This is a genomic window from Pediococcus parvulus, from assembly GCF_007990205.1.
Lineage (GTDB): Bacteria > Bacillota > Bacilli > Lactobacillales > Lactobacillaceae > Pediococcus > Pediococcus parvulus.
The window spans coordinates 13,574-39,295 of record NZ_BJWE01000006.1; the positions used below are offsets into that span (position 1 = coordinate 13,574).

General features: G+C 38.8%; 16 protein-coding genes, 1 pseudogene and 1 riboswitch. Of the genes and pseudogenes, 12 read left to right on the forward strand and 5 right to left on the reverse strand.

The window, feature by feature from the left end; translation table 11 throughout:
* The first annotated feature begins 126 nt into the window (after nucleotides 1–126).
* From PPA04_RS02555 to PPA04_RS02565, 3 genes are all read left to right on the forward strand, one after another.
* Nucleotides 127–3,861: an MMPL family transporter gene (locus PPA04_RS02555; protein WP_057782936.1), complete on the forward strand. Its 3,735-nt coding sequence runs from the start codon at nucleotides 127–129 to the stop codon at nucleotides 3,859–3,861.
* Between the two features lie 106 nt (nucleotides 3,862–3,967).
* Nucleotides 3,968–4,369, forward strand: coding sequence for an HIT family protein (locus tag PPA04_RS02560; protein WP_057782938.1), 402 nt, complete (start codon nucleotides 3,968–3,970; stop codon nucleotides 4,367–4,369).
* Nucleotides 4,370–4,443: 74 nt separating this feature from the next.
* Nucleotides 4,444–4,980 (forward strand): hypothetical protein, encoded by a 537-nt coding sequence (locus tag PPA04_RS02565; protein ID WP_057782940.1) that lies wholly within the window; start codon nucleotides 4,444–4,446, stop codon nucleotides 4,978–4,980.
* A gap of 9 nt (nucleotides 4,981–4,989) precedes the next feature.
* Here PPA04_RS02565 and PPA04_RS02570 read toward each other — a convergent pair whose 3' ends face one another.
* Entirely contained in the window at nucleotides 4,990–5,454 is a 465-nt protein-coding gene (locus tag PPA04_RS02570; RefSeq protein ID WP_068808471.1) for a GNAT family N-acetyltransferase, read from the reverse strand.
* Between the two features lie 420 nt (nucleotides 5,455–5,874).
* On the opposite strand from PPA04_RS02570, the gene cls reads away from it, so the two are divergent.
* Nucleotides 5,875–7,332: a cardiolipin synthase gene (gene cls, locus PPA04_RS02575; protein WP_057782944.1), complete on the forward strand. Its 1,458-nt coding sequence runs from the start codon at nucleotides 5,875–5,877 to the stop codon at nucleotides 7,330–7,332.
* Between the two features lie 432 nt (nucleotides 7,333–7,764).
* On the forward strand, nucleotides 7,765–9,195 hold the full coding sequence (gene nhaC, locus PPA04_RS02580) for a Na+/H+ antiporter NhaC (RefSeq protein WP_147206699.1): 1,431 nt from the start codon (nucleotides 7,765–7,767) through the stop codon (nucleotides 9,193–9,195).
* 32 nt (nucleotides 9,196–9,227) lie between these two features.
* Here the strand turns inward: nhaC and PPA04_RS02585 are convergent, their stop codons facing one another.
* Together PPA04_RS02585 and PPA04_RS02590 are read right to left on the reverse strand one after the other, a co-directional pair.
* Complete coding sequence (locus tag PPA04_RS02585) at nucleotides 9,228–10,229, reverse strand: SGNH/GDSL hydrolase family protein (RefSeq protein WP_057782948.1); 1,002 nt, start codon at nucleotides 10,227–10,229, stop codon at nucleotides 9,228–9,230.
* Nucleotides 10,230–10,256: 27 nt separating this feature from the next.
* On the reverse strand, nucleotides 10,257–10,832 hold the full coding sequence (locus PPA04_RS02590; RefSeq protein WP_057782950.1) for a DNA-3-methyladenine glycosylase I: 576 nt from the start codon (nucleotides 10,830–10,832) through the stop codon (nucleotides 10,257–10,259).
* A 424-nt stretch (nucleotides 10,833–11,256) separates the two neighbouring features.
* On the opposite strand from PPA04_RS02590, the gene PPA04_RS02595 reads away from it, so the two are divergent.
* The 4 genes and pseudogenes from PPA04_RS02595 to PPA04_RS02610 all read left to right on the forward strand — a co-directional run bounded on the left by PPA04_RS02595 (nucleotide 11,257) and on the right by PPA04_RS02610 (nucleotide 14,525).
* Nucleotides 11,257–12,324: a methionine ABC transporter ATP-binding protein gene (locus PPA04_RS02595; protein ID WP_057782952.1), complete on the forward strand. Its 1,068-nt coding sequence runs from the start codon at nucleotides 11,257–11,259 to the stop codon at nucleotides 12,322–12,324.
* Nucleotides 12,324–12,992, forward strand: a pseudogene (locus PPA04_RS02600) (methionine ABC transporter permease). Before PPA04_RS02595 ends, PPA04_RS02600 begins: the two are co-directional and overlap by 1 nt.
* Before the next feature lie 100 nt (nucleotides 12,993–13,092).
* A complete protein-coding gene (locus tag PPA04_RS02605) occupies nucleotides 13,093–13,944 on the forward strand; it encodes a MetQ/NlpA family ABC transporter substrate-binding protein (RefSeq protein ID WP_057782954.1) in 852 nt (283 codons plus the stop codon).
* Nucleotides 13,945–14,051: 107 nt separating this feature from the next.
* On the forward strand, nucleotides 14,052–14,525 hold the full coding sequence (locus PPA04_RS02610) for an S-ribosylhomocysteine lyase (RefSeq protein ID WP_057782956.1): 474 nt from the start codon (nucleotides 14,052–14,054) through the stop codon (nucleotides 14,523–14,525).
* 71 nt (nucleotides 14,526–14,596) lie between these two features.
* Here PPA04_RS02610 and PPA04_RS02615 read toward each other — a convergent pair whose 3' ends face one another.
* Complete coding sequence (locus PPA04_RS02615) at nucleotides 14,597–15,925, reverse strand: nucleobase:cation symporter-2 family protein (protein ID WP_260280958.1); 1,329 nt, start codon at nucleotides 15,923–15,925, stop codon at nucleotides 14,597–14,599.
* A gap of 137 nt (nucleotides 15,926–16,062) precedes the next feature.
* A riboswitch (purine riboswitch) is annotated at nucleotides 16,063–16,161 on the reverse strand.
* Nucleotides 16,162–16,280: 119 nt separating this feature from the next.
* Nucleotides 16,281–17,573, reverse strand: coding sequence for an aminotransferase class III-fold pyridoxal phosphate-dependent enzyme (locus PPA04_RS02620; protein WP_057782959.1), 1,293 nt, complete (start codon nucleotides 17,571–17,573; stop codon nucleotides 16,281–16,283).
* 103 nt (nucleotides 17,574–17,676) lie between these two features.
* Here PPA04_RS02620 and PPA04_RS02625 point away from each other — a divergent pair, with 103 nt between their 5' ends.
* The 3 genes from PPA04_RS02625 (at nucleotide 17,677) to addA (ending at nucleotide 25,717) form a co-directional block, all read left to right on the forward strand.
* Complete coding sequence (locus PPA04_RS02625) at nucleotides 17,677–18,282, forward strand: SDR family oxidoreductase (protein WP_057782962.1); 606 nt, start codon at nucleotides 17,677–17,679, stop codon at nucleotides 18,280–18,282.
* Between the two features lie 72 nt (nucleotides 18,283–18,354).
* Complete coding sequence (locus tag PPA04_RS02630) at nucleotides 18,355–21,942, forward strand: PD-(D/E)XK nuclease family protein (protein ID WP_057782964.1); 3,588 nt, start codon at nucleotides 18,355–18,357, stop codon at nucleotides 21,940–21,942.
* Nucleotides 21,929–25,717 (forward strand): helicase-exonuclease AddAB subunit AddA, encoded by a 3,789-nt coding sequence (gene addA, locus PPA04_RS02635; RefSeq protein ID WP_057782966.1) that lies wholly within the window; start codon nucleotides 21,929–21,931, stop codon nucleotides 25,715–25,717. Before PPA04_RS02630 ends, addA begins: the two co-directional genes overlap by 14 nt.
* The last annotated feature ends 5 nt before the right edge of the window (nucleotides 25,718–25,722 follow it).

Genomic DNA, 25,722 nt, shown 5'->3' on the forward strand with positions numbered 1-25,722 from the left:
GGCAAAATAGGAAATAGTCTACCGTGAAAAGATTAAATAAAAATAAAAGAAAATTGTTTACATTTATTTTCGGAACGCTTATAATATCCTCTTGTATATTAAACTGGACATTGAAAGGAGATAAACATGCAAAAGCTTGTGAAAAATCATGGGATTGCGCTAATTGTTTGGATTGGCATAATTTTAATTAGTATTTTTAGTTTACCTAATATTGATCAATTAGTAAGATCTCATGGTGATACCAAGATACCTAGTGCTGCACAAAGCCAAATTGCAAATCGAATTCAGTCCAAATGGGGCTATGGACAAGGGAATACGACGCAAGTAGTTGCTATTTTTAATAATGGCAACAAAAAATTAACCGCAGATCAAAAAGAGAATATCAATAGTACCATTAATTATCTGCGCGATAACAAGAAGAAATTGGGAATTAAGGATATTACGGCTGCATCGGATAATGCGGAAACCCGTAAACAATTAATTTCAAAAGACAAGACAACAGAACTTGTTCAAGTGTTGGTTTCAAAGGATCATGGTTCTTATAAAACCATTGATCGAGAACTAACCAAAGCCGTTAAAACCCCTAATGTGAAATCTTACATTACCGGTGGTGACATTCTGAATGAAAAGTTCTCGGAAGCTACCCAAGAAGGGGTTAAGAAAACTGAGATTATTGCGGCAATTTTCATTTTTATTGTCTTAATTTTAGTTTTCCGATCACCAATCGTCCCATTAATTTCCGTTTTTACAGTGGGTGTGTCGTTTATCACAACGCTTTCGATTGTGACGAACTTAGTTTCACGAGCTAACTTCCCATTCTCAAACTTTACCCAGGTCTTTATTGTGGTGGTCTTATTCGGAATTGGAACTGACTATAATATTTTGCTGTATGATCAATTTAAAGAGCAGTTAAGTAAGGGTGAAGATCGGCATACGGCTAGTAAAAAGGCCATTCGAACGGCCGGGCGCACCATTTTATACAGTGGTTCTTCTGTATTTATTGGTTTCCTAGCACTTGGTTTAGCTAAGTTTTCGATCTATAAATCAGCAGTGGGCGTTGCTTTAGGTGTCGCTGTTTTAATTGTTGTTTTATTAACCTTGAACCCATTTTTCATGCACGTATTGGGCAAAAAGATGTTTTGGCCATCTAAGAAATTTGATGGTCATTCACAAAGCAAGATGTGGCATGCTTTAGCGAATTCTTCAATTTTGCATCCACTAATTGCTTTGGCATTAGTGTTACTTTTAACTGTGCCTTTTGTGATAACTGGTTCAGGAACTTTAAATTATGATGATTTAGATGAATTGAGTGATACATTACCTGAAAAGGTTGGATTCAATGTAGTTAAGGATCATTTCTCAGCAGGAACTGCTGAACCATCCACACTATATATTCGCTCTAACAAACGTTTGGATAATGAAAAAACTTTGAAGTTAGTTGATCAAATTACCAAACAACTTCAAAAAGAAAAAGGCATTAAAACGGTCGCTTCTGCTACCCAACCTGGTGGTTCTGAGATTGGTAAATTGTATGTGAAGGGCCAAGTCAAAACAGTTACAACTGGGATTGATAAAGCTCACACAGGCTTGAATACAATTGGTAAAGGTCTAACTAGTGCGTCTGATCAGTTAGCCGCAACCAATATGAGTAGTGGTTTGAATAGTGTTCAAAAATTAATTGATGGAACTGAAGTTTTGCGTAATGGTTCCTTGAAGATTACAAGTGGTGCTAACCAACTTTCAAGTGGGGCTTCCAAAATTTCTTCTGGAGTTTCGTCAATGGGAACCCAAATGGAACCTTTAGTTAGCGGTTTGAACCAATATGCTGGTGGTGTTGACACTTTAAGTTCTGGTCTAAGCCAACTTGGTAATAGGTCTGGAGACTTAACCAGTGGTTCACAAAGCTTGCTGAATTCAGCTCAAAAACTGTCAACTGGAGTTTCTACACTGAATAGTGCAGCAGTCCAGATTGATTCACAATTGGATACGCTCCAGCAATCATTAAGTGATGGAAATGCAGCAATGAGTGAATTCTCTGGTTTGAGTAGCAAGGTGAAAGAATTAAATGATTTAAAGGCAGAGTTGGCTCAATCACAAAACGCAATTATTAGTCTTGAAAAATTGGCACCATTATTGACTGAGTTGGAATCGGCTAAGAAAATTAATAGTTTATCTGCTAGTTTAGAAAAAGTTTCTACTGCGTTAACTTCAGCTGCAACAGATTCTGCACAAGCTGCGGATTCTAATACAGCCGCTCTTAAAACATTGCATGGTATTGATCAAAGTACACTGTCATCTGCTGACAAACAAAAATTAGGACCAAAATTAGCTACAGCTGAATCACAAATTGAGAAAGCGGGCGCTTCAGCACAAACGATTAAGAAGACTACCGGTGAAACATTAAGTGGGCTTTCAAGCGTCAAGACACAGGTCAAAAGTCTTGAAAGTCTTGAAACAAAATTGGATGCAGTCCATATTGATTTCAACACACTCACTGAGCTTGAAACAGTGATGAAGAAAGCAAATACATTGAATTCAACAAACATTAGTGATAAAGAGTTGAGTTCATTGAGAACACAATTACAGAGTGCTTCTGGTAGCATTTCAAAACTGAAACAGTTTACGGCTGGTGTTGAGCAACTTAACACGCAGGTCAATAAGAATTCTGCTTTAGTTAACGGTGTTTCTCAGCTGAATAGTGGGATTAATACGTATGCTAGCAAGGTTCAACTTGCTTCAAGTGGTGCTTCCACATTAGCAAGCAAGAGTAGTGAACTAACTAGCGGAGTAGGAACTCTTACTAGTGGTTTAGGCACGTTAACAAGTAGCCTTAACCAGCTTTCAAGTGGTGCAAGTACTTTGGCAAGTTCAACGCCTGCTATGACAAGTGGTCTTGATCAGGAAGTTTCTGGTCAAAAGCAAATGTACAGTACTTTGAAAGGCTTATCCGGAAAAGTAACTACGCTTCAATCCGGTTTGAAGACAGCCGCAAAAGGAACTAAAACGATTGGTTCTGGGATGACAACTGCAAATAGTTACTTAAACGGTATGGGGAATTCTGCGGTAGGTAAGACCTTCTATATTCCTGCAAAGCAAATTCATGGCAAGTCATTTAAACCCGTTTTGAAGACTTACTACTCTGAAGATCGGAAAGCAACCAAGTTAACAATTGTCCTTGATTCAAATCCTAATTCAGCTGCTTCGATGAAGAAGTCTAAAGCTATTCAGAAGCAGGTAAAGGATGATCTTCGTGGAACTTCGCTGAAGGATGCAACAGTTGCAATGGGTGGTCAAACCTCACAAACTGCAGATATTAATAAGGTTGCCGGAAACGACTTTACTCGTACTGCGGCCATTATGATTGTGGGAATTTTAATTGCTTTAATGTTTGTTACCCGTTCAATCTTGATGCCATTTTATATTATCGGCACGTTGTTGTTGGCTTATTACAGTTCCTTAGAAATTACTAAGGCAATCAGTAATATGTTCTTGGGACAATCTATGTTGACTTGGAACACACCATTCTTTGGTTTCATCATGATTATCGCGTTAGGTGTGGATTACAGTATCTTCTTAATGATGAGGTATCGTGATTCCAACAAGAGTTTGAAACCAAGCGCAAGGATCTTAGAAGCTTCAGGAGTCATTGGTGCTGTTGTCCTTTCAGCCATGATTATCTTGAGCGGAACCTTTGCCGCGATGATTCCATCTGGAGTGTTGACGTTAATTCAAGTTGCCTTGGTAGTTATTATTGGGTTGATTATTTTAATCATTATCATCCCAGTACTCTTACCAGCCTTGATTAAGTTAACGTACGAAGGAATTTCATTTGGGAAAAAGAAGAATAAGAATAAACATTAACTTGTAGTTTTCTACAAAGGAGAAGTGATGATTTTAAATTGTCACTTCTCTTTTTTGTATAGAGCGTACAATGGAGTTATATAACTATTTTCAAGGAGGCGAGATCATGGACTTTGATCCAAACTGTGTATTCTGTCAAAAACAACCATCAGATTATGTACTTGAAAACAAACTCGTGATTGCGTTCTGGGATATTCATCCAGTTAGCAAGGGACACTTACTTATTATCCCTAAACGGCATGTAACGCAAGTTTGGGACGTTACGGACGCAGAAAAAGCCGAACTAGTACAAATGATCGCAGATGCAAAAAAACTGTTAGACGCCAAATTTGAGCCTGATGGGTATAATGTCACAATTAACTCTGGTGCTGCGGCCGGTCAAAGCGTTTTTCACTGTCATATTCATCTAATCCCGCGTTATTGGAATAAAGTAACTAAACGGGTTGGCGCAATTCCTGGTCAGTTTTTGGTACCCAAGTCGCGACCAGAGTTCAAGGATCTTAAATAGTTTTGATAGCGAGAAACAACAAAACGACGTATAATTTAGTTAGCAAATGACGCAAGCAAAATGGGGTGAGCGCGATGAAAAGATTTAAAAGATTAGCTATTTTTATTGGAATATCAGTTTTAGGATTAAGCTTGGTATTAACGGGTTGTGCGCAATCTGGAACTGATTCGGGAAGATCCATCAAATCCAGCGCACCAAAAGTTTCTAAAGTGTCCGCCAGCAAACAAATTCGGAATAATAGTGGGTTATGGTATTTTTCTAAATCAGTAAAGGCCAAGTCCAATTCTGGAATAGAGGCGTTTGTGTTTTCAAAAAAAGGAACTGTTGAAGCTTATAACGTAAAAAAGTACTATTCTTCCTATTCAGCAGCTAAAAAAGCTAAGGGTCTTAATAAATTTGGTAAAGGAACTTATAAACTTAAAGTAAATAAACAAAAACAGACAATTGTAACTTTAAAAATGAAACTTTCTGGGATTCCTGCTACTTATCAATTTAAGTTAAAAAAGGGGTTGGCCAAAAAGTATAAGGGACTCATTTTTCATGGCTTTAATGCAGCCCGGACTGTTGATAGCGATAGTGTCAACGGTGTGTTAGTTCAAGTTAGAAAGTAAAAAAGAAGATTATCGCAATTTAAAATGCGGATAATCTTCTTTTCTTGTATCTTGAAGGGTGAAGTAAGCCGGTGACTCCCACGAGGATTTACCAATGATTTTAAACCCTTGTGCTTTATAAAAAGCAAGTGCGTTGGTATTTTTACGTACGCATTTTAAAATAACTGGGGCAGTTGCTAGTTGGCGGACATGGTCAATTAACTGGCGGCCAATTCCTAAATGCATATATTCAGGGTCAATAAATAAAAGATGAACAAAATTATCCTGTTCATAAAAACTAATGAAGCCCACAATTTTGTCATTTAAAACAGCCTTTAAGGTTAATTCACCTTTTGAATCACGTTCAAAGTCAGAATGGGTGGGATGTTTGACCCACGGAAAGGTTTCTTGTCGTGAATGCAGATACACCTGGGCTAACTGCAAAGTATCTTCTGCTTTGGCGGGTAATATTTGGACTTTGTTAGTTTGTGTCATCGCGTACTTTTCCTTTTTAAATTTAATTTTAAAAATGTAATTTAACTGCAATATTGTCTTCACAAAATATTCACAATTTGTGGATATTATTAATCATATAAATAACTTTTTCATTTACTCCCCCCATAAAGTGAATGGATGATCATGTATATGGTCATGTTACTTATTTTCCGTTGCCGCGGCAACGGTTTTTTTGTACCCAAAATTTAGAAACACCAAACTGGTTTGGAAAAGAGATGATCTTTTTAAACCAATTTTTTTGCAAAAAACCAAAACCGGTTTTAAATATGCCTATGTAAGGGTAGAATAAACACATGACACTGGATGCTGCTTATTTTGTTACTATTTGTCGAAACGTTAGTGCATAAAGTGTGCATTTATTATAAAAATTAGTAGTATATTAGCTATCGGGGGATAATTATGAACTGGGTACATATTATCATAGAAATTATTGTTGCAGTGAACTCACTAGCTGCTATTGTGACTGTTTTTCGTGAAAAACGAGATATTGCTGCAACGTGGGCTTGGTTACTTGTCCTCTTTTTTCTTCCCGTTGTCGGTTTCATCTTTTATGCGTTTGCAGGACGAAAACTGCCTAAAGGTAAAATGTTTCAATTGAGAAAAGAAACTAAAATTGAATTACAACGAGTTTTAGCTCGACAAACACAAGAATTAAATAGTGATCATACAGCGGCTGACAAGGTTGTTGAAGATGCAAGCGGGATGGCAACTATGTTTATGAATGCAGATTCCGCCTTTTTGAGTCACCGAAATCGGGTGAAACTAATTACGGATGGTAAAGAATTATTTCATGAAATGTTCCAAGATATTGAACGTGCAAAAAAGCATATTCATATTGAATTTTACACATTTTATGCTGATGAAATTGGTCATGATGTACTCCATCTATTGGAAAAGAAGGCTGCTGAAGGCGTTGATGTGCGTGTTATCTGGGATTCTTGGGGATCAATGGGTACCAAGACTAAATTTTTTGATCATCTTCGTGAACTTGGTGGGCATGCTTCACCATTCTTGGGGACTCATTCACCAGTCACCGACTTTCGTTTAAACTTCAGAGACCATAGAAAAATTGTGGTTATTGATGGTCAAGTTGGGTATACAGGTGGGTTCAATATTGGCGATCAATATTTAGGTCGAAAGAAAAAATTTGGGTATTGGCGTGATACGCATATGCGGATCGCTGGCTCTGGTGTATATGGTTTACAGGCTCGTTTTATTCGTGATTGGAATGCCACTGAACCTGAGCACTCAATTGATAAAGTATTTGATCCCGGTTCAACCTATTTCCCTGTGGCCAAGGTTAATGGTAATACCAGTTTGCAGGTGGTCGCGAGTGGCCCGGATTCGGATACAGAAACCATTAAACTGGGCTATTTGAAGTTGATTTATTCAGCTCATCGTTCAATTTGGATGCAGACCCCCTATTTAATTCCGGATGATAGTGTGTTGGATGCTTTACGAGTAGCGGCACTATCAGGAATTGATGTGCGGATTATGATTCCTCACATGCCAGACCATGCCTTTGTTTACCGTGCAACTCAGTACTATGCACGACAATGTGCTAAATGGGGTATTCAGATTTATAACTATGATGCTGGATTCTTACATGCAAAAACGATGGTTGTGGACGGAAAAGTAAGTTCAGTCGGTTCAGCCAATATGGATTTTCGTAGTTTTAAACTAAACTTTGAAGTTAATACGTTCCTGTACGACGAAAAAGTAGCTGAAAAGTTAGAAGATATATTTAAAGCGGATATTCGAAAATCAACTTTACAAACCTCGAAAATGTATGACGAACAATCAGCATGGCTGAAGTTCAAGCAATATTTTTCTCGCCTGTTATCACCAATTCTCTAATTTATTTTTAATTTTTAGTTGACGAGAATTTTTTGGCGTGGTAAGATGCATTCAACTTAATATTTAACGTTAACTTTCATACCAAGTAGCTAATTATCTGGGTGTCAGAAAGTCGGTGGTTGCTGCGAACCGATCAGGATAATTTAGATGAAATACCATGAAACAGTTTCAATTGAACGGATAATAACTAGAGCCGTTACCTTCTAGTGAGTGGAGAGAATCTGTTTTTGGGATTCTTTCAATTTGGGTGGTACCACGGTTTTATCGTCCCTGTTGTATAAATTACAGCAGGGACTTTTTTGTTCCCTAAAATTTGGAAGGAGCGGCAGAATTATGGAAAAACGAACATGCGGAGGAATGCCTCGTTATTAAGGCTTCCTTAGAAATTACAGGTGGTCAAAATTTTTAAGAAAACTAAAAATGAGGTGCAATATGAAAAATAAAGTGAGTTTTAAAGAAGCAGTTATTGTGTTGTTAGCAATGTTAATCATTATGGGATTAGGCGTAATTAAGTTCGGTTTATCGCCACAAGTACCCGTATTATTGGTTTTAGTCGTGGTTACATTTTGGGCGCGGATTCGTCACTTTGCCTGGACAGATGTCGATAATGGCATTAAAGAAGGTATTCAAACCGGAATTATTCCAATTTTTATTTTTATTCTTGTCGGCGCATTAATTAGTACTTGGATTGCTGCTGGGATTATTCCTTCAATGATGGTTCTAGGATTCCACATGATTAGTGTCACTTGGTTTGTGCCATCGGTATTCTTTGTTTGTGCCTTGGTTGGAACTTCAATTGGCTCAGCGTTCACCATTATTTCCACAATTGGAATTGCCTTTTTCGGAATGGGTATGACAATGGGTGTCAATCCTGCATTAGTTGCTGGGGCAATTATTTCCGGCGCAATCTTTGGTGATAAGTCTTCACCACTATCAGATTCCACAAACTTAGCTTCTGCCGTTGTCGGTGTTGACTTGTTTGATCATATTAAAAACTTGATGTGGTCCACGATTCCTGCCTTTTTAGGCTCATTGATTCTTTACGCCATACTTGGTTTTCACGCTACATCTTCTGCTAATTTGGGAAAGATTGATCAAACTGTGGCAGTTTTACAAGCGCACTTTAGTGTTAATTTCTGGGCAATTATTCCAATCGCTTTGATGTTCTTCTGTGCTTGGAAGAAAATTCCTGCAATTCCAACTTTATTTATTAACATTGTCGTTTCCGTGTTGATGGTATTCATTGAACAACCCCAAACTCAAGTAAGCAAAATTGCCACGATTATTGAAAGCGGGTTTGTATCTAAAACGGGGAATGCAAGTGTTGATGCATTATTGACTCGTGGCGGCATTGGTAGCATGATGGGCACTGTTTCCTTAATTATCCTTACCCTGTCGTTAGGTGGCCTTCTAATGAAGTTTGGCTTGATTCAAGCCGTGATGGAGCCCTTAACAAAGCACTTGAACTCAGACGGTAAAATGGTCACTGCCACAATTCTTTCTGGAATTGGGGTCAACATCTTTATTGGTGAACAGTACTTATCAGTGATTCTACCAGGAAAAGCTTTCAAGAAGGCGTACAATAAATCTGGGTTAGCTAACCTTGCCTTGAGCCGTGTCCTTGAAGATGGCGGAACAGTTATCAATTATTTGATTCCATGGGGGGTTGCGGGCGCGTTTGCCGCAAATACATTGGGTGTTTCGACCCTCCATTTTCTGCCCTTCGCATTTTTTAGCATCTTGTCACCAATCTTCTCGATCATTAGTGGCTTTACCGGGATTGGATTGAAGCATACAACTGACGAAAAAAAAACGGCAACTAAAGAGAAACTCGTTGCTGATTCTGAAAGTAGTTTGAACTAAAAAAGACTAGGATTATCTGATCTTAAAGCTAGTTAAACATCAAAATATGATTTGCCATAATGTTGCAGTAAGACTTGCGAAAGGTTTTGGGCGATGATCTTAGAGCCGTTTAGGTCGGGATGCACGCCATCTGTATAAGTGATTGGCCAAGCGCTTGTTTCAATTAAGTAAATTAGTTGAGGAAATCGATCGGCCAATTGCTTAAGTTCCTTAGCAAAACTCTGATTAAATGGAACTAAGACATTTAAATGAGCGTCCGGAAATAGCGCATGAAGTTCTTGGAAAAAATTTAAGAACTGTTCTTGGACGAGTAGAGCTTCAAAACGGCGGTCATTTGTACCAATATTCACGATGACTTGGTCGGGATGGTAGGCTGGGGCGGGCGTTTCAAAATCGATATATTTCACAAATCGGGGCGCTACCGGCACTCCACCAGTACCATAGCGCAACAAACCAGCTGCACTATAAGCGATACGAATATCTTGCGCATTAAGCAATCTGGCAGTCTGTGCAGCGTAGTTTTGTTCCGCTGCATAGCCAGAAGAAGGGATGCGTTTTAACACCCAACAACCAGCTGTAATTGAGTCACCTACAAACGCAATTGTTCTACCAGCAGGCTTAACCGCAATGAGATTTCCGGAAGTAGGCACGGAAATTGAACTGATTGCTAAGCCTTGCTGATGTAACCAGACCTCATCTGCATCTGAATTTCCCGCAAAGGTAATCCGGATCAGATGGGGCTTTTTTGTTTCAAATTGAAGTTCGCTATGTACTTCATTGACCTTCAATCGAAGCTCGGGCTGGTCATCAATAAAGATGGCGATTTCGGGCTGAAATTTAGAAGTGGGTGTGGTATTTAAAAACTTAAGCTTAAGCCGATTGGTGTTTTTAGTCATCATTAGTAAAGAGGCACCTAAGTTTGTGGTGTACATCACGGATTGATTATCAATCGTTTTAGGTACCCAACGACCCATAAAATAAACTCCAGAGAAGAGCCCGTTAGCCTTGGTTTCAACGTATTTTGCCTGTGTCATAATTTGTTAGCTCCTCTGTAATTAAAATTAACCAGGATTATCCATACAACTGATTTCATGATCGTTTACTAGTCCAATTGCTTGCATAAATGAGTAAGTGATCGTGGGACCCATAAACTTGAAGCCACGTTTCTTTAGATCCTTAGCGATTTTCTCGGAGAGTGGTGTTTTAGAATGAATTTCGACAGGAATGCGGATGTGATTATTTACCTGACGATTATTGACAAATTGCCAAATGTAATGATCGAAACTTCCAAATTCCTTTTGAATTTTTAAAAATGCCTTAGCGTTGCTAACTGTGTCTTGAATTTTTAAACGATTTCGAATGATGTTGGGATCTTGGAGAAGTTTTTCAGTATCTTCTGCCGTCATTGCGGCAACTTTGTTTAAATCAAAGTTGGCAAACGCCTTTTGAAAAGCAGGGCGCTTTTTTAAAACGAGTTCCCAGTTCAGCCCGGCTTGAAAAATTTCTAAACTCATCATTTCAAAAATATACTGGTCATCGTGGGCTGGCTGACACCATTCATTTTTATGATAGGCGCGAATTTCTGGGCCACCAGTTTTCGCCCAAGTGCAGATAAAATCATCTAATGTTTGTTTCATTTCATGTTACCTCCGCTGGTTGCCAGTGAGGTGGGAAGCTGACAACGATTAATTAACTTTATTATATCGCATTTTGCACAAGAACTTGATTTATTAAAATTTGATGATAGAATAAATGCATTATTAATATTAATGCGATGAAGAGAAGAGTAAGTCCAGCAATTGCTTAGAGAGTTCCGATTGGTGAAAAGGAATCGATTGTCAGGATTGAAGATGGGCTCAGAGCTAATGTTTGAGGTGCAAGCTTTAAACACGTGAGGATACGATATAATCCCAGATATAAGTTTAGTTTACGTTTGTATCGTTGAGGTGCTGTTTGTGAGAAGAGCATAAACATGGGTGGTAACACGAAGTTTTCGTCCCTAGTCTTTTAATTAAGACATAGGGCGGAAACTTTTTTTATTGCAAAAAAGAGGGTGATTGGATGACTGAAACTATTATTGATTTAAAGAAAATTACGGTGGCATTTAAGGATGGTGAAAACCAAGTCCAAGCAGTTAAGGGCGTTGACTTACAAGTGGAAAAAGGTGACATCTATGGCATTGTTGGTTATTCAGGCGCTGGGAAAAGCACATTGGTTCGGGTGATTAATCTATTACAGAAACCAACATCTGGTGAAGTGCATATTAATAACCAAAATTTACTGAAGTTAAAGCCAGTTGAATTACGCCAGGCACGCACCAAAATTGGCATGATCTTTCAGCACTTTAACCTGATGAAATCCAGAACAATTTTAGGCAATGTTGAATATCCACTGTTGAAGACAAAGCTATCCAAAAAAGACCGCATTCAACGGGCCACAGAATTACTAAAGCTGGTTGGTTTAGAGCAGCGCAAAAATGATTATCCTCGTCAGTTATCTGGCGGTCAAAAACAACGAGTGGCAATTGCCCGGGCATTAGCAAATAATCCCGATATTTTGATTAGTGATGAGGCCACAAGTGCCCTAGATCCAAAAACAACCTTGTCGATTTTAAAATTATTAAAACGCCTAAACCAAACTTTGGGATTGACGATTGTTTTAATCACCCACGAAATGCAGGCAGTGAAAGAAATTTGTAATCACGTGGCGGTCATGCAAAAAGGCAAAATTGTGGAACGGGGCAACATTGAAGATATTTTCTCAACGCCGCAAAAGAAGTTAACCCAAGAATTCATCAATATTGCGACCAACGTGGGTCCGGCTGTTGAAAAAGTGACGGAAAATCCAAGTTTTAAACTACTCACGCAAAAACAACAGTTGGTTCAATTGAACTTCATTGGTCATTCTACTGAACAGCCGATTATTTCCACTTTAGCAAAACAATTTGATGTGGATGGCAATATCTTGTTTGCCAATGTAGAACAACTGCATGAGGAAACATTAGGATTCATGATTTTAGTTTTAACGGGTGAAAGCAAAAATATTGAAACGGCAATTCAGTTTCTGAAAGAAAATCAAGTTCGGGTAAAACGACTTAATGAAGTGCCCAAAAGTGAGGTGCAAAGCTAATGGCAAGTTGGTTTCCAAATGTAATTCATATGCAAACAGAATTTGTTCAAGCCACATGGGAAACTGTGTACATGACGTTAATTTCAGCCATTATTGCGGGCGTATTAGGTCTGGCAACCGGTATTTTCCTGATTGCAAGTCAGCCAGGGGGAATTCTAGAGGACAGCTTCATATATGGTCTCCTAGATAAGATTGTAAACTTGTTGCGATCGATTCCATTCATAATTTTATTGGCTGTTATTGCCCCGTTTACTCGGTACTTAGTGGGTACCACAATTGGTACAACGGCGGCATTGGTTCCTTTGATTATTTGAATTTTTCCATTCTATGCCAGACAGATTCAAAATGCTTTAACGGAAATTGATCCTGGTGTGGTGGAAGCAGCTCAGGCCTCCGGGTCAAGTCCCACCGAAATTATTTTTCGTGTGTACTTGCGTGAAGGGTTACCAGATATTATCCGAGCTTCAATTTTAACGATCATTAGTTTAATTGGTCTAACCACCATGGCGGGAGCAATTGGGTCTGGTGGTTTAGGTGATATTGCAATTAGCATCGGTTATGCGCGATTTGAAAATGACGTCACAATTGTCGCAATGATCATTATTTTAGTCATGGTGTTTGTTATCCAGTTCGTTGGGGATTGGTTAGCAAAACGGTTAGAGCATTAAAAGAGGCGATCTTAAATGAAGTTCAGAGATAGTGTGGGAGGATTAGTACGAATGTGGTTTGAGCAACTATAAACAATAATAAAGACAAGGGGAGTTAGATATGAGAAAAAGTGTTTGGTGGGTTTTAGGGATAATTGTGGTATTAGTCGCTGTAGTGGTTGGGATTCATCAAATAAGCCACTCGGCTAAAGCTAAAACAGAAACGATTACAGTTGGTTCAATGGGTTCGGATTATGACATCTGGAAGCATATTGCCAAGATTAAGGATGCTAAAGAGGCAGGTTTAAAGATTAAAGTACAGCAGGTCACAGATGGTGTGCAACTGAATAACGGCACGGCGCAAGGCAACATTGATGTAAATGCGTTTCAATCTTATTCTTACTATGAAGCGTATAATAAACAACATCAAAAACAACAGTTATCTGCTTTAGGAACCACTTACTTGGAGCCAATGGGAATTTACTCGAAAAAGTATGAAAAAGTTTCCCAGATTCCGGATGGCGCAACGATTGCCATTGCCAATAATCCCGCTAACACGGCACGCGATTTATTATTGTTGCAGTCAGCAGGTTTAATCACATTGAAGGCTAATTTTAGTTCATTAGGTAATGTGAGTGATATTAAGAGTAATCCCAAGAATCTGAAGTTCAAAGAAATTGATGACACAACTGGACCACGCGTTTTAAAGGATGTGGATGCAGTTCTTATTTCCAATACAGTGGCTTTGGAGGGCCATCTGCATGTACTTTCAGATTCGATTTTTCATGAGAAAGCTGATCAAAGTACGCGTGCTAATATTAATATTTTAGCAACTGCCAAGAAGCATGCGAGTAACAAGCAATACAAAAAGTTGGTAAAACTGTATCATAAGAAAGATATTCAGCGTTATATCAAAGATAAATATTACGGCACTAAAATTGAAGTTCAAAAACCGATTTCTTATTTGAAGTAAATAATTAGTTTAACAAGACATCTCAGCGGTTATTAAGTAACCGCTTGAAAAAAATAATTTTCGGATGCAAAATAGACAGTGTATACATGAAAGGAAGTTTCTAAATTATGGCAAAAGTTGAAAGTTTTACATTGGATCACACAAAGGTTAAAGCACCATATGTTCGTTTGATTACAGTTGAGAGCGGTGCAAAGGGCGATAAGATTTCGAACTTTGATTTACGGTTAGTACAACCCAACGAAAATGCGATTCCTACTGCAGGATTACACACGATCGAACATTTATTAGCAGGTTTGTTACGTGACCGTTTAGACGGCGTGATTGATTGTTCACCATTTGGTTGCCGGACAGGTTTTCATTTGATTACATGGGGCGAACATTCTACCGAAGAAGTTGCTAAGGCTTTGAAGGGCTCATTAGAAGACATTGCCGACAAGATCGAATGGAAAGACGTTCAAGGTACTGACAAGTATAGTTGCGGTAACTACCGTGATCATTCATTGTTCTCAGCCAAAGAGTGGTCAAAAGCCATTCTCGAAAAGGGAATTAGTAGCGACCCATTCAATCGTCAGGTTGTTTAATATATAAGTGAATACGAACTAAAAGAGGCTGGAAATTCTTTCCAACCTCTTTTTTACACTTATTTGACTATCTAATTAGATTTATGAACTTCAGATTTTGACTCATCACCCTGCATACCATTGAAAAACAAATTCAAAACGACGGCGACGATGCTGGCAACAACGATTCCATTCGTGAGTAACATCCGCGCGGCAGTTGGTAAAAATTGGAAAATTTGTGGGTAAACGGTAACTCCGAGTCCCATTCCAATTGACAGGGAGGTAATTAAAATATTTTTATCTTTTGAAAAATCAACCTGTTGGAGAATCTTAACACCTTGGGCACCGACAATTCCAAACATGACGATCATGGCGCCTCCTAAAACAGGATCAGGAATAATTGTAGCTACAGCACCGGCCTTGGGAAGCAATCCTAAGATAATTAAGAAGAAGGCTGAATAGTAGATTGGTTTACGAGTTTTTACTCCGGAAAGTTGAAGAACGCCCACGTTTTCCGAGAATGTGGAATATGGGAAAGTATTAAACAGTCCGCCAAGCATAGCAGCAATTCCTTCGGCCCGGTAGCCCCGCTTTAAATCATCTTCTTCAATTTTTTTACCTGTCAAATCGCCGAGGGCAAAGAAAACGCCGGTGGATTCAATCATTGTGGTTAAAGAAACCATAATCATTGTAATAATTGCGGAGCCGTGAAAAGTTGGGGTTCCAAAGTAAAATGGTTGAGGCAAATGAAACCAGCTGGCCTGGGCCACGGGACTAAGTGATACCATGCCCATTGCGCCTGCTAATAAGGTACCGGCAAGAATGCCAATTAGAATTGCAATCGAATGCATAAATCCTTTTACCCAAATGTTGACGGCGACAATGATAATGACGGTGACGAAACCAATGATTAAACTCTTGGGATCCCCAAATGATTTGGAAGAAACCGTACCGCCACCCAGATTCTGGAAGGCAACTGGAATTAGGGTAAAACCAATAATGGTGATTAAAGAGCCGGTAACAACGGGCGGAAAGAGATTTTTTATTTTTGAAAACAGACCACTAATTAAGAAAACAAACAGGCCTGCACACATAATGGCACCGTACATCGCACCAATTCCTAAAGCCCCACCAATATTTTGCAACGGTTGAACAGCCTGAACGGCACAGCCAAGGACGACGGGTAAGCCGATTCCAGTTAGCGCCGTTTTTTTTAGTTGTAAGAGCGTGGCAATCCCACACATGAAGATATCAATAGAGACTAAGTAGGTCATTTGAGAAGCTGTAAAATGCAAGTAACCACCAATTAACAACGGGACTAAAACATCTCCAGAATACATGGCTAAGAGGTGTTGCAAACCTAGTAAGGCCGCTTTGGGCTGTGAGATAGTTTGAATTGGTTTTGCATGAGTTGCTTCAATAGACTTCAATTTAGTTCTCCTTTTCTGTCACTTACAACGTATAAATTGAGAATATGAAAGTAAAACAGGCCACAACATTGCTGTTGTGACCTGTATAAGTCTGTCGTCTATTGTTAAAGATACGCCAAAAATAGCTATCTAAAACACTATTCGCCCATAGTCCAACATTTAAGGTGTCGGGTAGAAACTTATCAACCATATTATGACATTATACAGGTAAGTGCTATTAAATTCTGTGGTGCTTAGTTTAGCATATTGTGTTTTGATTAACAACTGGTAAATTTCAAAGAAAGACTAAATCTAAACGGCAATTTTACTTTAATTTAAGTTCATTGAACACTTTGATTAAGTTAAATTAAGCTAGTTTTTGTAAGCCATCACGAATAATTGCAATCCCAGTTTTGATTTCTTCTTCCGTGATTACTAGAGGCGGTTGAAATCTTAAAATGTGGTCCATAGTAGAAATCATAATCAGGCCATGTTCAAAACAGTACTCACTTAAGGCGGTCACAAAAGCAGATTTAGTGGCTTCAAATTCAATACCGCCATTTAATCCGATCATGCGCACCTGTTTGATAATTGGAAAGTCTTGTTGCAATTCTAAAAATTGGGTTTTGGCGAACTCCCCCAATTGTTGCGAGCGTTGAGGTAGATTTAGCCTTTCAACCTCATCTAAAGTTGCCAAACCAGCTGCACAACAGATTGGATTGGCTGCAGTAGTTGTGGCATTTGCAGGTGAAGCTAGACTATCCATGATTGGGACTTTTCCAATGACAGCTGAAAGGGGCATGCCAGAAGCTAATGATTTACCAACAGCCATTAAATCAGGTTCTAAGTTAAAATGATCAATTGACCACATTTTGCCACTTCTGCCAAATCCTTGATTGATCTCGTCTGTACAAAACAAAATCCCGTTATCATGGCAGAGCTGATACAAACCTTGCATATAGTCATTGGGGGGCATGATGATACCCGCATCACCTTGAATTGGTTCAATCAGAACAGCCGCAATTTGGTCGGCAGGAATATCATGTTGAAACAAATCTCGAAGGTCGTCCAGATATCGTTTCGAAAAATCTGCCAAGGTTTCGTTTGGAAATCTCTTTTGTGGATCTGGGAATGGCAAATGGTGAATATCTGGCACTAATGGACCGATATCTCTATGCATATTGGCATCAATGGCTGAAAGGCTTGCCGCTCCTAAAGTTGTGCCATGCCATGAATTTTGAAACGTTAAAATAACGGAACGTTTGGTGTAACTGCGGGCAAATTTTACAATTCCTTCGGCTGCTTCAGAACCAGAAGTGCTAAACGATACCTTCTTTGGCGAGTTTCCGGGTGCTAGGAGTGCTAAGCGTTTAGCGAGTTCGATTGCTGGTTCATGATAAAAGTAGCCTGAAATATAGTGAACAAGTTTGTCAGCCTGTTGCTGAATTGCGGCCACTACATGGGGGTTTCCATGACCGATATTGACTGCCGAAGCACTTGCTAAAAAATCAATGTAACTATTGCCATCAGCATCCCACACAGTAGCGTCTTTAGCGTGATCCACCACTAAATCAAACTTTGAAACTCGGCCGGCTGGAGCCACGTATTGATGATCCAGTGCGATCAAACGATGGCGATTTGGATTTTTTTCAAAAGTCACTTACAACACTTCCCATAGTCATTAATTTGAATTGATTATAGCACAGCAATTTTTGTGAGTTCGTTTTATAATGAAGTTACGACATAAATGAGGAGCAATCGACATGAAACAGCTTTTGGTTATGGGTGTTGGTGATAGAGTTGGGCAGGCATTTTTTGAAGCTTGCCAAGACGAAAAAAATAACGAACTTCAATTTAACTTCATTGAAGAAGAAAAGGATATTCCGACGGGGTTTCAAAATGTTCAAGCTGTTGATTTGCAGGACGCTGAACAACTGACTGCTCATTTGAAGCATGCAGATATTTTAGTTATTAATGTGAGTGGCTGGGATGTAGATTACGTCTTGGATGCAGTAATGGATGCCATTGAAGCTCATCAAATTAAATTAGAGAAAATTATTTTTCGATCCGTAGCCGGAGTCAATGATGAATATCCAATTAAAAATATTCAAGCAGTGACGCACGATCAAGAAGAGTTTGTAAAACAGCAACAGTATGCGGGCAAACTAGTCGACGAATCAGAAATTCCGTATACTATTTTGCGTCCGACAAATGTTTTAGATTCAACTGATCTAAGTTATCGGCTTGTGGATGAAGGGACCACCATGGACAGTGCAAAAGATGTGGGTGCAAAAGCCGTCGCTAAGGTAATTTTAGAAACCGTCAAAAGTGATCAGTACAAAAATCAATCGATTGGAATTTGTGGCTGAAAAATGTGGTTAAATCAAGTATAATAAAAATAAAACGAACATACGTGCGTATCTTTTTGATAGGAGGTTCTTATGACTTTAAAATTTATTTTAGGTAAGGCCAGTCGTGATCAACGACAGGCGATGATTGATGAAGTTGGTCAAGTTTTGGAGGCCGATTCGGAATCACAAGTTTATTACATTGTGCCTAATCATATCAAGTTTCAATCTGAATTAACTGTTTTAAATGCTTTACGAAAAAAGCACAACGGAAACGAGGCCACCTATGCCCAAAATCAATTGCAGGTGTTCTCGTTTTCACGATTGGCTTGGTATTTTATGAAAAATGAACCAATCTATCAAGTGCCAAGATTATCCAAGGCTGGCATAGGAATGTTAATCGACAGAATTATTTTGGAACATCAAGATGAACTGACGGTTTTTAATGGTGAACAGACGCAAACTGGCTTTATTCAACAACTAGCTAGTCAATTTGATGAACTTCAAAAGGGACGGATTACTGCTGAGGATTTTGAAACTTTGACTCAAAAAGTTAATGCTGACGAAAATTCCACAATTGATTTAACGGCCAAAATGCACGATTTAGCAATTATCTATACAGCTTTTGAAGAAGAAATGTTGGGAAATTATGTCGATAGCAATACGCTCATGGAAGCTTTGTGTGAGTACTTAGCCGAGCAAGATTTAAGTCACATGGTGTTTTTATTTGACAGCTTTTCGTCGCTTACGGCTCAAGAAATGAAGTTAGTGAAAGTCCTCATTCAAAAATCAAAAGCAGTGATTTTTAGTTTGACCCTGGATCACGCTTACACGGATTCGAAACCTCAAGAAGAAGATCTTTTTTACGAGTCAGCAAAGACCTATTATCAGCTGTATCATTTTGCGCACGCAAATGCCATAAAAATCAAGACAGATAGTTTTGCAGATCAAACACGGGTGAGTGCTGACCTTGTTAAACTTGAAAACTTCTGGCTCCAGGCGTCTAACCTGCAGGATTCTCAACCCGAGAGTTTAACGGATGAAAATAGTATTCAAATTAGGCATGCAGATAGTCGCCAAACTGAAATTGAACAGGTCGCACGGCAGATTAGACAAATGGTCGCAAACGATCCGCAGATTCATTATCATGATTTTCTTGTATTGGCGCGCCATTTAGATACTTATGAAACAGTTTTAACACCAGTTATGACGGAATATGAAATCCCCCATTTTACTGATTTGCAGATTTCAATGAAGGATCATCCGTTTGTAGCTTTAATTGAAGCTTTGTTTGCAGTAAAGTCTCATTATTATCGCTATCAAGATGTGATGCGCCTCTTGAAAACTGAATTACTTATTCCAAAAATTGATGATAAATTTATGGATATTCAAGCCTTTCGCCAAGCAAAGGATTTAACTGAGAACTTAGTTTTGAAGAACGGTTATGAAGGTGGCAAATGGCTGCAAAAAGATGACTGGCAATATATGCGGTTTAATCCCAGTGATTTTGGTATTCAGTCTGATCGTGACATTGCCATTACTAAACAAGTCAATAGTATTCGCAATTACATTCGGCAAACTCTGCCACCGTTTTTCAAAGCTTTGGATCAGGCAAAAACGGGGAAGGAAGCGGTCACTGTTCTCTATCAATTCTTGATTAATCAAGGCGTGGCCGAACAACTTAAGAAATGGCGTGATACAGCGGTTAATGAGGGCAATTTATCCAAGGGTGCTCAACCAGAACAAACCTGGCAGACCTTTTGTGACATGTTAGATGAGTATGTAGCCATTCTTGGAGATCGCGAGTTTACTGTGGATAATTTTGTGGCATTATTGGAAGCTGGTTTTGAAGGTGCTTCCTATTCATTAATTCCATCCACATTAGATCAAGTTATGATTTCTGAAACAGGGATGGCCCAGATGAATGATCGTAAGTACACCTTTATTATCGGGGCTACAGATGCGGTGATGCCAGAGCATTTTAATGATCAAGGAATCTTGTCGGATGATGACTGTGCAGCTCTAAAAGACGACTTGTCTGACGAACAATTTTTTACTGATAATACGAATGAACAAGCGCATTTTGAGCGATATTTGAATTACGTGGCGTTCCTGTCGGGATGCCAAACAGTAAGCTTCTCGTACGCGGATACCGATAGTGACGGTATCGAACAAAAATTATCTCCGTATGTACAAGAAATTCGTGATCATTTTAAAATTGAAGTTCAGCGGAGTTTTGATCGCCCTCGTTTAGATGAAGAATCAGTCAGTGAGTTTTTAGGCTCAAAACGAAGTACGTTAACTCACCTGCTACAGGTGAGCCGTGATAGTAAAGATATTCAAAAAATGATTCAACCTAAATGGCAGTATATTTATCGTGTCTTAACTACCGATTTGCAGTTACGTCACCTAACCAACCGCGTATTTCAAAGTCTGAATTATAAAAACGAACCCGTTAAACTTCAACCAGAAATTGTCAGTGATTTATACGGGGATACCATCAATACTTCAATTTCAAAGTTAGAGGAATTTTATCAAAATGAATACGCCTATTTCTTGAAATATGGCTTGAAACTGCAGGAAAGGGATGTATTTGAACTTTCTCCAGCAAGTACTGGTGAATATTTCCATATGGTCTTAGATCACTTCGTAAAGCTGATTAACCAGGAACAAGTGGATATTGCCAATCTGTCTGATTCTGAGATGGAAAACTTCTTAAATGCTGTGGTTAAAGATATCAGAGATGAACCCCAGTTTGAAATTTTAAAAAGTTCAAATCGCATGCATTATATTAACAATCAATTGAACCAAACAATCAAGCAAATGTTGAAAATCTTCGTATTGCAAAGTTCTAGTTCCAAGATGCGTCCAATTAAGACCGAAGTTCTGTTTGGTCAAGTTGGGTCAGAGACTGGCATAAAGTCCTTAGATTTTGATGTTTCACCTACTCAGAAGGTGCGGGTTCGAGGCAAGATTGACCGAATCGATGAACTTAAATTAACTTCAGAATCGGGTAAATCAAGACAATATTTTGGCATTGTCGATTATAAGTCGAGCCAACACGATTTTGATTTTCGGGATGCCTATTATGGTTTGGCAATGCAAATGTTGACCTATATTGATGCTTTGAAGAAAAATATTGCCTTAATTGATCAGCACGCAGTGGATCCATTGCTATCAGGGGCACTGTACATGCATTTACAAAATCCATCCGTTGATATTGCTAAGCTAAAGACAGCGGATCCCAAGGAAGTTCAAGTGGCACTATTGAAGGACACCAAATACAAAGGCATTATTTTAAGTGATCCGGAATTACTAGATAATCTGGATACGCAATTGGATTCGGGATCCTCGTTAATTTATCCATTTAGCAAAACTAAGGGTGGTAAGTACGGCTCAAGGAGCAATCAAATTGTGACGAAAGAAGATCTTGAGCGTTTGATTAAGCATGCCGAGAAAAAGATTGTGGAAGCTAGCAGAAAGATTTTTGCTGGTGAGTTGAAGTTGAATCCTGCTCGGTGGACGGATCAACACACGGCATTACAGTATTCACCATATAAAGCGATTATGCAGTTTGATGAGATGCTTCCGGAAAACAATTATCATAAATTGGAAAATTACAAAGCAAAAGATGTTCTAGAAATGTTAAAGGAAGAAGATGACAAGCATGGGCAAAACTAATTTTACGGATGATCAACGACATGCGATTTATCATGATGGTCATAATGTGCTTGTCTCTGCTTCTGCGGGTTCAGGTAAAACGTCGGTATTAGTTCAACGTGTGATTGAGAAAATCCTGAATGGGACAGATGTCGACAAATTATTAGTTGTGACTTTTACTGAAGCGGCAGCTAAGGAAATGCATGATCGAATTCAAAAAGCGATCAATGATCAAATTCGCGTCAAAAAGGAACCTGCTCAACGGCAGCATTTAGTTTCCCAGCTCACAAAGCTAAATACAGCCAATATCAGTACAATCCATGCGTTTTGTATGTCAATTATCAAACGCTATTACTATGTGATTGACTTGGATCCCATTTTCCGATTGCTAACAGACGAAACAGAAGGAATTTTGCTTCGTGAAGAGGTTTGGGGTGACTTGCGTGAATCATTGTATGAAACAGATGGTGATATTTTTGCACAGTTAACCGCCAATTTTTCAAATGATCGCAGCGATGATGGTTTTACTGATTTGATGCTGAAACTATACGATTTTGCAAATGCAACCCCCAATCCGAAAACTTGGTTATCCACGCTTTCTCAACCATATCAGATTGATGGAGATCTCGATGATACTTCGTTTTATAAAGAACAAGTTGTTCCAGTTATTAAAGATGAGCTAACTAATAGTTTGGAAGAAGCTCACTCTTTACAAGAACTTATTCAAAATGGTTCAGAAGATCTTGAAAAGCTGCGCCCCATTATTGATGCTGATGTGAATCAAATGCAAGAAATTTTAGATAGTGGATTATCTGACTGGAATGATTTACGAGGGAAACTCCGTAGTTTAGGTTTCAAGAGTATGAGCGGTGGTAAAAGAAACGATGAAGTGAAAGAATTTAAGGCACGTGTCAAAGAGGTGCGTGGGGATACAAGCCATAAAAATGGGTACAAAATGCGGATTCAGGAACTGACGCAGAAGTATTTCAGTTTAGACAAGGACCAGATGACAAAGGTCATGAAGCAGTCTGAAGCACTGATTACAGAGTTAGCCAAAGTTACAAGTACCTTTAGGGATGCCTACGCTAAAGAAAAACGGCATCGACAGATTCTTGATTTCAGTGATCTTGAGCATTTTGCAATGCAAATTTTGAATGGCCCGTCAGCAGAGTCAAAAAGTGCTCGTGCCGCTTATCAAAAACAATTCGAAGAAGTCATTGTGGATGAGTACCAAGATATTAATCCCATTCAAGAAGCTATTTTGACCAGTGTGACTACTGAAGATCCGGGTAACATGTTTATGGTGGGGGATGTCAAACAGTCTATTTATGCTTTCCGGTTGGCCGATCCGCATCTATTTATCAGCAAAGATCGAGCTTATCAGTCAGATGATGTAACGGGAGAACGTATTATTTTGTCACAAAATTTCCGTTCGGTTAAAAACGTTGATGCATTCACCAATTTAATTTTTGAACAGTTAATGGATCGTAAGTTAGGTGAAATTGCTTATGATGATGACGCTAAACTGGCATATGGCGCAATATACTATCCAGCTATAGATCACAAGGGAGAAGCAATTTCAAAGAGCACCGAGGTTCTTGTTTATGATGATGAGAAACAGACCAGCAGCCAGCCGAGCGATGAGGTTGAAGCGGGTAGTTTTGAAATCGATGATAAATCACGAGGGCAAGTTGCTATTGCGGGTCAACGAATTAAAGAGTTAATTGAAAATAAAACGGAGATGTATGATCGGCAAATTAAAGACTGTCGGAAATTAACTTATGGCGATATTGTTTTGTTAACGCCAACTAGAAAAAACAATTTGACTATCGTAGCGTTGTTTAAACAGATGGGGATCCCAGTTGTGGTAAATGACGCGCAAAACTATTTTCAAACCACCGAAATTGCCATTATGATGGCGTTGTTAAAGATTATTGATAACCCGTATCAAGATATTCCGTTAGCTGCCGTTTTACGATCACCAATTGTAGGTTTGAATGAAAATGAATTAGCTTTTTTACGAATTAATAATCGGACAGGAGACTACTTCCAGGCAGTTAAAGATTTTCAGAGTAATTTTAAGGATAACGAAACGAATCAATTTCAAAACCAGTTATTTGCAAAGGTGACACACTTTTTGGAACAGTTGACGCATTTTCAAGATATTGCAAATCAAAATCAATTAGCCACTTTGATTTGGACAATTTATGATGAAACTGGTTTCTTGGATTATGTGGGTGGCATGCCAGCTGGTCAGCAACGTCAAGCCAACTTAAATGCGCTATATGATCGCGCAAGAAGTTATGAGCAAAGCAGTTTCAAAGGCCTATTTCAATTTGTTCGCTTCATTGAAAGGATGCAAAAGCAGAGCAAAGATTTGGCTGAGATTCCTGTGACTAGTGATGAGGCTGCTGTAAAGGTCATGACTATTCATGGGAGTAAGGGTCTCGAATTTCCAGTGGTATTTTTGATGGATGCGTCTCATCAATTTAATACAACTTCTATGAAGGACAGGTACATTCTGGACTCGAAAGCTGGAATTGGGATCACCTATCTTGACCCGAATACACGAATAAAAGTAGATACACCACAAAAACTATCGATTTTAGATCAGGTAAAACGGAATAGTTTGGCTGAAAACATGAGACAACTTTATGTGGCTTTAACCCGTGCCCAACAAAAACTCATCATTGTAGGCGCCTGTGACGCTCAAGAAAAAATCTTAAAGAAATGGCAAACAGCTTCACGCAGTAAAGAGATGTTACTGACAGAAGCCACACGATTAACCACTCATAATTTCTTAGACTGGATAGGAGAAGCCCTAATTCGCCATCCTAGTTTTGATCAAGGTAGCGAAGACCAAACCCAACTTGCTGAATTAAGCGGAGATACGACTAAGTTTGAAGTTCAGTTTAAGACAAAGACAGATCTGCAGAATGTTGCCGTTATGCAGGCTGGAAAGCCCCAAAAAGATTGGTGGCAGAAATTTCAAACGGCTACGCAAAAATTAGATGTCAGTGATCTAAATACGTATCAAATTGATCAAGTTTTAAACTTGAAATATCCGCATAAGGTAGCGACTGAAACAACTGCGTATCAATCTGTATCTGAAGTGAAGCGATTATTTGACGATCCGGATAGTTTGGAAATGACACAGTCCACTGTTGAACGCGATCGAAAGCTAAAAGTGCAGAATCGATATGTTTCAAATGAGCTAGCAACACCAAAATTTTTACAAACTACTGTCAAACCAAAACCAACTGAAATAGGAACGGCCACGCATTTAGTATTACAAGAAATTTCGTTAAAAACGAAGCCTACCGAGGATAGTGTTCGGGATCTGATTGCTAAACTGGTTACCAACAAAGTGTTAAGTCCAGAAGTTGCCAACTTAATTGAAGTTCAGAACATTTTACGATTCTTTGATTCTCAGTTGGGAAACCTACTACTGGCACATCCTGATCGGGTTCACCGAGAAGTACCATTCTCACTACTGATGCCAGCTAACCAATTATTTAGTGGTTTTAAGGACTTCTCGGATACAGAAGAAACGCAAATCCTGATTCACGGAATTATTGATGGTTATATTGTCATCGATAAGCGAGCAATTTTGTTTGACTATAAGACGGACTACGTTAAACCAGGAAGCACAAAAAATGGAGTTCAAAATATCATTAATCGTTATGCCGGCCAGGTTAATTTATACGCGGCAGCATTGACAGATATTTTAAAACTCCCAGTAGAAGAACGCTATTTGTATTTACTTTCAATTGGTGAACTCGTTGAAGTTCATTAAATAAA